Origin of the sequence: Specibacter sp. NPDC078692, assembly GCF_040686835.1 — a bacterium.
Classification (GTDB): Bacteria; Actinomycetota; Actinomycetes; order Actinomycetales; family Micrococcaceae; genus Specibacter.
On sequence record NZ_JBFBLV010000057.1, the window covers coordinates 1 to 8,875 of the forward strand.

The window sequence follows — 8,875 nt, forward strand, 5'->3', positions numbered from 1 at the left end:
CATGAAACCATTCGAGACTGCAGAACACGACACAAATCCACGATTCACATCGCAGCAACTACGTTCTCGAATCCAGCAAGCACCAACAACAACAATGGCCACCCCTACCAGGGCGGCCATCACTGTTTAAAGGGGTAGTGTGCCTGTCTTGGAGCCCGGTCGCGGCCGTCCGGTAAACGACTCATATGCACCCAGCAGCACGGCCAGACGCCGGCAAGCCGTACCGCGCAGCAGCACGGAAACCGACACCGCGCTACCGCAGGATAATATCCGTTGCCGTTGCAGGGGAATGACCTGTGGAGACAAAGCCTGAGACGTTGGCCTGTGGGTGCTTGATGATGTCCGTGACCGAGCCTAGGTGCCTGGATAGGTCTACCTTGTCCTCAGGGGCAGCCAGCAGGAGCTGGAAGCCGAACTCCTGGAGTGCATTGATGCCGGCGCCCGCGTATTCGGAGTTGGCCTGAATAAAGGCCTCATCGATCATGACTGTCCCGTAGGTGCTGTATCCCTGTACATCGATCCCCAGCTGGTAGGCCAAAGCTGCGCCCATGATGAAGGACGTGAAACGCTGACCCTCGCCGCCGGAGAGAGTGCCGGGCTCCAGGCCCATCTCTACTTCGCCATTAGGGCGGTGTTCGTTGCAGCTGATAGTGACATGCTGGCGTACGTCAAGGGCGGTGTCTGCCCAATGCGCCAACGCCGGATCCGCCAACGCATTAACCAAACGCTCAAGCTGCTGGTAACTCGAAGCCATGGTTTCCTCGGTGGCTTGAGTGTAGGCATTGCCCAGAGCCTCCTTGAGTTCTTGGCGGAATGTTCGCGCCTCGTCCGGAATGCTTGTCTTGACCTCCAGCCGTAGCCGGCTGCCCTTCTCGAAGGGAACATCCTCCAGGATCTGGTTCAGCGGCAGGATGCGCTCCTCAATGGAGCGGCGTTCTTCCTCGAGGAGTTGTAGGAGGTCCGAAAAGCGTTCGTACGACCGGTTGTTGAAGTATTCCTTGAATTCATCTTGGCGCTGCGGCAGGCCGTCAGAAACGATGCGCGCATACAACTCTTCGTAATGAGGTGCGGCCTCGGCGCCCGTGCCATGGCTTGCGCTCATGGAAGGTCCAAACTGGCGGGCAAACGCCTTGAAGATTTCGTTCAGTGCACCTTCGGTACGGAACTGGCGCTCCTTGATGGTGGCGATGCGTTCACCTAAGTCCACAGCGACATGGCTCAATAGCACCTCCAGCTCATCCAAGGTGGCGGGATCCCCGTCACTCAGATAGGGAGCGAATGCTTCCTGCGCCCATTCCTCTGCCGTATTTACAGGGGAGCCTCCGGGGCCGCTTCCGGCCAGTACGTCTTGGACGGAAGCTAGGTCCTTCTCAATACCGGAGAGATCGTGGTGCAGCACAGCCACACGGCCCACGGCAGCTTCTAGTTTAGCTTGGGCGGCCGCGAGGGAATCTCGCAGCTGAGCCAATGTGGTGCTTCCTGCAATGGTCTGTTCTAGAGTTGCCTGCAATCCTGCAAGAGATGCAGCAAGTGCTGCCGAATCCAGCTGCTCGAAGCTCCTGTCATCTTCGGCAATCCGCTTCAGAGTAGAGAGCCTGCGCGCCGAAGCGTCTTTGGCCAAGCTGCTCTGTGTGGCCGACGCATCCGCAGCAGCCTGCTCGGCAGCGAGGAGCCGCGCTTGCTCTTCCAATTCAGCAATCTTGGCCACATTGTTGAAGCCGAGCAGGTAATCAGAAGGATTGATGGTGCGAGTGTCCCGCTCAAACAGAGACGAGCTCAGCTTCAGGGTCCCAGCCCGAGAAACCGCCTTCGCATGGTTGTGCAGCTCGGCATCGTCGTCCACACAGATGAAGGCAAAGTCGCCGGCGATTTTCTCGCGAAGCCAGGATCCGGCGTCGGACGCGTGAAAATCTAGTTTCGTGACAAGATGCGCATGCCCCGCCTTGGCCGGCTTCGTTGGAACGCCGAGGTTGATCCAGCGCAGCTTGCCGTGCCCGTCCAGGGAGTTGATAGCAGCAGTAACGGCAGCAATATCGGCGCCGCGGACCAGCAACGTGGTAGCCAGTGAGCGCAACACCTTCTCCGCAGCAGGCCGCCAAGCGCTGTGCTCGCTGCCAATATCCACGAGTTCGCCGGCAAATGGCATGTCCGCCACGTCCAAGCCGGTCGTGGCGCAAATGGCACGGCGGGCCGCAGCGCTGCGTGAGTCAATGTTGGAACCGCGGCGCTGGTAAGCGGCAATCTCAGCCCGCAACGCAGCCTCCTGCGCCTTGACGTTTACGCTGGTCGCCACAGCCTGGTACTCGAGAGCACGCGCCGAAGCGGTCTGCTCCTGTTGACGTTCGACGCCGGCCGCTGCCTCCGCGCGGACAGCGGCAAGGCCCTGCGCGCTCCAGTCATAGACGAGTCCGGCGCTGTCGAGATCATCCCGTACGGCGGCTTCAATGCGCGTCCGCTCTGCTAGCTCGCGCTTGCTGGCACGAATGTCCTTTTCCAGGCCGTCAATAGCTTGCCCGCCGTGGCTGGCGTGTTGGCTGGCCAGCGCCGCAACGGTTTCACTCAGGGCATCCTTGGTCTGCGTGGCGGACGCGATCTCGGCCTGCTTGTGTGCCCGCGCTTCCGCCAGCGCAACAGCACGGGCAGCCAGTAGTTCGCCTTGGAACTGCTGGCGGAGCAAGGGCAGCTGAACATTTTTTAGCTCAACTGTGCGGTCATGTTGTGCTGCTAGTTCACGTAGTTTTTCATGCAGTTCGGGCACAGGGGCCAACGCATCACGCTGTCCGCGAGCATCCTCGAGCTGGCGGTAGATTCCGCTCAAGTGGCTGAAGTCCTCCACAGCCGCAGCGGCCGCGGTCAGGGTTGCGGGTTTGTCCAGCACCTCGTAGCGGAAGAAGCGGTTGACGCCCTTGTCCAGGCCCTTGCCGTTCTGCAAGGTGCGCAGCAGGCTGAAGGCCTTGTCATTGTGGATGCCCAGCTTGCGCCGGAAGCGCTCAGCAAAGGTCTTGTGGACATCGAAGGCCTCGGCGCCGGGCAGTGCGGCGTGCAGGGACGACGGCGAAAAGCGGCGGCTCCCGTGCTTCTCCAGCGCCTCGGTGTCCAAGGGCTTGTTGTGGATCAGATAATGCTTGCCCACCTGACCCTCAAGTCCATTCGCCGGCAGGTCAAAGAGTGCCGCAATGGTGACATGGCGTCCCAAGCCGTCCTCAAAGACCAACGCCGTGGCGCTCCAGGTGGCGCTGGGGCGTTGGTATTCAACGCCGTCGGCCGTCTTGATCTTGCGCCCGCGCATGTAGCTAAACGTGGTGCGGCGGTCCTTGCGGTTGGAGGCGTCGTGCGCTGACTCATTCAGGCGCGGAGCAGCATAGAAAATGTGCTGGATGCCGTCAAAGAGGGTGGACTTTCCCACGCCCGGATGGCCGGTGAGCAAGGTGCCGGCGCGGTCCACGTACATGCTGTGGCGGCCGTGGAAGGTGCCCCAGTTGATGATTTGGATCTGGCTCAGCCGGAACTGGCCGGGGTTGATTTCTTCGCCGATGGGCAGGGTGGTTGCAATGCTCACTTAGAAGATCTCCTGCAGTGGTTCAGCTGGCTGCTCGGACTCGAGGTCCAGAGCGTCGGTGGCGGATTGCTCTAGGGCGGCCAGGTAGGCCGGGATCTGCTCAATGGAATCGAACGGCAGCGCCAGGGCAAGGGCGTTGCTGACCCGGTATTCGTGGGGGAGCTCCGTCGGCAGGATGAGTTTGAGGTTCAGCAGCCTGGCCAGTGCGGCGTCCGTCTGCTCATCCATGCGCTTGTCATCAACGGCACCGGGCTGACGATGCTCGGCCAGAATTTCACGGGCCCCATCGCGGGAAATACTCACATCCGTCCCCGAACCGGCATGCCTGTCCAGCATCACCCGCAGGCGCAGCGCCAACAGCGTCTCCTCGCGGCGTAGCGGCTTCCTGGCGACGATGGGTTGCGTGTGAACGGAATCGATCTCGGCCGGAGTGAGCAGCGCGATCTTGCGCTCAGTATCAACACTCAGCAGCAAGAAGATCTCACTCAGGTACTGCTGCAGCGAAACCGCATGCGTGAGGATGGTGGTCCACAGCGCCGGATCGGCGGTCCCGTCAATGTACGGTCCACGCAGCAGCCGGACCAGCGCCTGACGCATATCCAGCGGAAAGGAGCCGGTATCGCCGGGAAAGAGGGTTCGCTCGGTGTTCATGGTGCGTCAGTCCTTCGTGAAGGTGAACAGGGGGACAGTTGCAGTGCGCGTGGTCCCGTCGATCTGCGTGAATGTCAGTGTCTCGGTGCTCTCCACCGTGATGCTGTTGTTGTTGCCGCGTGCGGCCAAAATGAGCCCGCGAATGGTATTGATGTGCTGAAGCTCCGCCGGCAAGGACGTGTATACATCCGCCAAGGTGGCGCTGCCATTGCGGGTTTCTCTTGCATGTTCGACGGCGGCCAGCAGCTTGGGCATGTCCGGCGCCGGAGTGGAGGGGGTGCGGTGGATATCGGCGTCACTCAGGGCCGGCGGGGCGGCCAGCTTGGGTGGCGGCACGTGGTCCTCCGGGTTGAAGATTCCCAGCCCGGCCAACGTTTCAAAGTTGGGGGAGAACAGCAGCGGTGCCACCACGGGCGTGCGGGATCCCAGCGGTGCCGTGGCCACCGCCAACTCTGCGGCATGGATGGCTTTGCGCAGCAGCACTGACTCTTGGAACTCAGCCGATTGGACATAGGCGTGCAGGCTCTCGGACAAGCGGCCGTAAATGGCGTGAACCTCGCCAGCCTGCCGGCGCATCTCACGAACCAGCGAGGCCAGGTTGTTGCGTTCCTCGGCAGTGAGCGCGTCGGTGAAGTCACGTTCCAGCACTTCATTGACCGACTGCCGGAACCGGGCCTGCTGCACTGGGTCATTGAGGAACTCGGTGAAGCCCCGGAACGTCTCCCCTTCGGCGGTCCCGCGCAGGGCCTTGTCTCCTGCCAGCACCTGACCTACGGCCACACCCTTGGATAGGGACGATTCCATGATCTCGGTGCGGATCGAGTGCAACATGACCTCGACGCCGTCGCGCATTCGCTTGAAATCTGCAGGGAGGCTGGCCGCCAGGTCAAGCACGCTGCGAGTAGCGGCAACGGCGGAATCATTGGACAGCACGGCCGGGCTGGCGCCGTTCTTCAGTGCTGTGATCTCATTCTGACGATCTAAAATTTCAGCTTCGAGGGCGGCAATGCGCGACTCCGGGTTGGGATCGCTTTGCAGTGACAGCGTCTCAATACTGTTAAGCAAGGTGCTCAGACGCGAGCTGTTCAGGTTGGTGTGGCGCCCGCCCAAGGTGTCGATGAAGGCCAGCACGCGCGCCGTGGCTGCCGTGGGTTCGTAGTGGAACTTGCCGTCCACCATGGGCCGGGCTAAGAATTGGCTGCGCACCCAGGAATCGGCGTAGTGGGATGCTTGCCACGCCTCATTGAGGCTGAGGTTTTCTTCGCGCAGCTCCTTCATGAAGTCCGCCAGATCGGCGTGGAACTCCTCGAGCGGCACGCGTTGTGTGGCGGCCGTGAATTCCGCACGCAGGAACGCCAACGTCCACGGCGCACCCTGAAGCAGCTTCCATGCCGGGCTCAGCCGCAGCTGTTTTTGCGCATGCCACTGCGCAACGGCGTTGTCAGTGGAGCGCATACGGCAGGGCCTTTCGGCAAAGGAGACGGGATTACTCCCATTTTAAGGCATCGATCCGTGAGAAATGGTCGCTTTGATCCGTGAAAGCGACCATTTCTCACGGATCGATGCCGCGAAGCGGGGATGGGCGGCGGGGATGGGCGGAGGCTGAGACCAGCGTGTGGTGAGAGTTACGCGCAGGGGTGAGTGCCCGGCGTCGTACTTACGGTAAGATGGACAAGTCTGTGCTGGCATCGGGACCACTCATTGAGTGTCCGCGCCGCACCGGCACCGCAAAAGAACCTCCTGTTACGGAAATGCCGTAACCGCCTAGACCAAAGGAGGTGGGTTCACATATGCGTCCTTACGAACTGATGGTAATCATCGACCCCGATGTTGATGAGCGTACCGTTGAGCCGTCGCTTCAGAAGTTCCTGAATGTCATCACCAACGATGGTGGAACCATCGAAAAGGTTGACATCTGGGGCCGTCGTCGCCTGGCTTATGACATCCAGAAGAAGTCTGAAGGTATCTACGCAGTGGTGAACTTCACCGCTGAGCCTGCTACCGCTCAGGAACTTGATCGCTTGCTTGGTATCAATGAGACCATCTTGCGCACCAAGATCACCCGTCCGGAAGAGCAGAAGGTTGTTGCCGAGTAATTTCGGCACACACCTTATAGTTTTTCCTTTGTAGGAAACCACCAAGCAGGAAGCAGGAGCAGATGGCAGGCGAAACCACTATCACGGTCATTGGTAATCTCACCAGTGATCCAGAACTTCGGTTTACCCCGAGCGGTTCAGCAGTAGCGAACTTCACCATTGCGTCGACTCCGCGGACCTTTGATCGTCAGAGTAACGAGTGGAAGGACGGCGAAACGCTGTTCCTCCGCGCGTCGATCTGGCGTGAAGCGGCCGAAAACGTTGCCGAATCCCTCACAAAGGGCATGCGCGTACTCGTTCAAGGCCGGCTGAAGTCGCGGACCTACGACACCAAAGAAGGCGAAAAGCGCACCGTCATGGAGCTTGAGGTCGACGAGATCGGCCCCTCGCTGCGTTACGCTAACGCCAAGGTTAACCGCACCCAGCGCTCCGGCGCTCAAGGTGGGGGCAACTTCGGTGGCGGCCAGGGCAACCAAGGCGGCCAGGGCGGAAACTTCGGCGGCGGCAACGCTGGCGGAGGACAAGGCGGCTTCGGCGGCGGCTCTCAGGGTGGCGGCAACGCTCCTTGGGGCGGCGGTCAACAGCAGCAGCCACAATCCGCACCGGCGGCTGATCCCTGGGCTACGCCCGGTGGAACAACCGGCGGCTGGGGCGCTGGGCCGGATAGCTCCGAGCCTCCCTTCTAGCCACAAAATTTTTACAAATAGTGCGGCAACCGCCGTACGCACACCATCCCGCGGATTAATATCCACGGGCTCCACGAATACTAAGGAGCTCCACGATGGCTAAGGCTGAACTCCGTAAGCCCAAACCAAAGTCCAACCCCTTGAAGGCCGCTGACGTTACCGTCATCGACTACAAGGACGTAGCATTGCTGCGCAAGTTCATCTCTGATCGCGGAAAGATCCGTGCGCGCCGCGTCACGGGCGTCACCGTTCAGGAGCAGCGCAAGATCGCACAGGCAATCAAGAATGCCCGCGAAGTTGCATTGCTGCCCTACTCCGGCGCTGGCCGCGGTTAAGGGAGATAACTAAACATGTCAAAGCTCATTCTGACCCACGAAGTAAGCGGCCTCGGTGCCGCTGGCGACATCGTTGAGGTGAAGAACGGTTACGCACGTAACTTCCTTCTGCCCCGCGGCTTCGCTCTGACCTGGTCCAAGGGTGGTGAGAAGCAGGTTGAAGCCATCAAGGCTGCACGTGCTGCTCACGCACACGCAACCGTTGAAGCTGCACAGGAGCAGGCAACTGCTCTGACGGCCGCCACTGTTGTTCTCAAGGTTAAGGCAGGCGCCTCAGGCCGCCTGTTCGGTACCGTCAAGGCTGATGACGTTGCAAAGGCTGTTGCCGCTGCAGGTCTTGGAAACATTGACAAGCGCAAGGTTGAATTGCCCGCCCACATCAAGTCGGTTGGCAAGCACACTGCAACTCTTCGTTTGCACGAAGACGTTTCAGCGACGATCACCCTGAACGTTGTAGCGAACTAGTCTCGCTGCACTGCTTCAAAAGGCCCGGTCCCCTTAGTGGGGGCCGGGCCTTTTTGGTGTGTGCTTGCTGTTGCTTTTGAGGGTGGTGCTAGTGCTTGCGCCGAGACTGCAAAGATTGGATGTCTGTGGTGGTGGAATGCTCATACGTCAGGGCAATGAGTTCCCGTAACACCTTCAGATCCACGTCCGCCAACTTCGTGATGTACACGCAGGCCACGCTCGCCTTGAACTTCCCCAGCTTCTCCAGTAACGGTCCGGCAGCTGGCGGATAGCTGAGCCCATAGACCACCAGGTTGGCCTTCCTCGGTGAAAATGCGACGGCGGGAGCGTCGCCTTCTCTGCCTGAGGTGTACGTGTAGTGGTACTCACCGAAGCCAATGATGCTGGGCCCCCACATATAGGGTGGCTGACCCGTGACTGCCTGCATCAGCGCCAGTAGCGTGTGGGAATCCTCGCGGCGGGTTGCGGTGGTGTCGACTGTGTTGATGAACTCCACGGGGTCTGCGCCGGTACGGGCTGTCTTGTTGGTGGACTTACTGGCTGACTTGGGGGCCGCCTTGCTGGCTGTCCTGGTGTTGGCAGCTGCGCCAGGGGTCTTTGTCGCGTTGGTTTTGGTAACCATGGGCGGGCTCTCCTATTCTCACTCTCAGCATAGTGCGGGCAAACCTTTCGAGGCGGGTGCTTCAAAGTTTCCACTAAGCCCTGCTGTTTATCGTGGGGTTTTGGCTCCTGCGTCGCCCGCGACTTCATCTATGGCCGCATGGACGCGGATAGCTCGGATGTATTGGTTGTGAGAGTGATCAGTGTCAGCAGCGAAGGGACGGTTGCCACGTGGGTCGAGAATGCTGACACCAGATGCATTGAAATGGGCGGCGTGGAAGCCCGCTACGTTAAATTCACGGGCATTGAAACCCGCGGCGATGGCAGCAATAACAACAAGTGGGTCACCTGCGGAGAGTGCAACGCAAAGAAGGAAGTTACCGAAGACTGAACCGTCCCGGAAATTATGCCGCCAGTTTTCTGGCAGCTTCATCGGGTAACGAGCCGCTTATTTCATCATAGTAGAGTTCTTCGAATTCCACT

The 8,875-nt window shown here is 60.2% G+C and carries 9 protein-coding genes; 4 read left to right on the plus strand and 5 right to left on the minus strand.

What is annotated here, in order from left to right:
• Positions 1–253: 253 nt before the first annotated feature.
• The 3 genes from AB0O97_RS19990 to AB0O97_RS20000 are packed head-to-tail and all read right to left on the minus strand — an operon-like array spanning position 254 to position 5,665.
• Positions 254–3,559, minus strand: coding sequence for an ATP-binding protein (locus AB0O97_RS19990; protein ID WP_363885006.1), 3,306 nt, complete (start codon positions 3,557–3,559; stop codon positions 254–256).
• Positions 3,560–4,210 carry a DUF4194 domain-containing protein gene (locus AB0O97_RS19995; protein WP_363843950.1) on the minus strand — a complete coding sequence of 217 codons (651 nt, stop codon included), beginning with the start codon at positions 4,208–4,210 and terminating at the stop codon, positions 3,560–3,562.
• 6 nt (positions 4,211–4,216) lie between these two features.
• A complete protein-coding gene (locus AB0O97_RS20000; protein WP_363885008.1) occupies positions 4,217–5,665 on the minus strand; it encodes a DUF3375 domain-containing protein in 1,449 nt (482 codons plus the stop codon).
• Between the two features lie 335 nt (positions 5,666–6,000).
• Between AB0O97_RS20000 and rpsF the strand changes: the two genes are divergently transcribed.
• The 4 genes from rpsF (at position 6,001) to rplI (ending at position 7,792) form a co-directional block, all read left to right on the plus strand.
• A complete protein-coding gene (rpsF, locus tag AB0O97_RS20005; RefSeq protein ID WP_062286061.1) occupies positions 6,001–6,306 on the plus strand; it encodes a 30S ribosomal protein S6 in 306 nt (101 codons plus the stop codon).
• A gap of 62 nt (positions 6,307–6,368) precedes the next feature.
• Entirely contained in the window at positions 6,369–6,992 is a 624-nt protein-coding gene (locus AB0O97_RS20010) for a single-stranded DNA-binding protein (protein ID WP_363885010.1), read from the plus strand.
• A 95-nt stretch (positions 6,993–7,087) separates the two neighbouring features.
• Complete coding sequence (gene rpsR, locus AB0O97_RS20015) at positions 7,088–7,327, plus strand: 30S ribosomal protein S18 (RefSeq protein WP_005273147.1); 240 nt, start codon at positions 7,088–7,090, stop codon at positions 7,325–7,327.
• 15 nt (positions 7,328–7,342) lie between these two features.
• Positions 7,343–7,792, plus strand: coding sequence for a 50S ribosomal protein L9 (gene rplI / locus AB0O97_RS20020; RefSeq protein ID WP_363843941.1), 450 nt, complete (start codon positions 7,343–7,345; stop codon positions 7,790–7,792).
• Positions 7,793–7,880: 88 nt separating this feature from the next.
• Here rplI and AB0O97_RS20025 read toward each other — a convergent pair whose 3' ends face one another.
• Both AB0O97_RS20025 and AB0O97_RS20030 read right to left on the minus strand, forming a co-directional pair.
• Positions 7,881–8,414, minus strand: coding sequence for a DUF1801 domain-containing protein (locus AB0O97_RS20025; RefSeq protein ID WP_363885012.1), 534 nt, complete (start codon positions 8,412–8,414; stop codon positions 7,881–7,883).
• Positions 8,415–8,501: 87 nt separating this feature from the next.
• Complete coding sequence (locus AB0O97_RS20030) at positions 8,502–8,825, minus strand: hypothetical protein (protein ID WP_363885014.1); 324 nt, start codon at positions 8,823–8,825, stop codon at positions 8,502–8,504.
• Between the last annotated feature and the right edge of the window lie 50 nt (positions 8,826–8,875).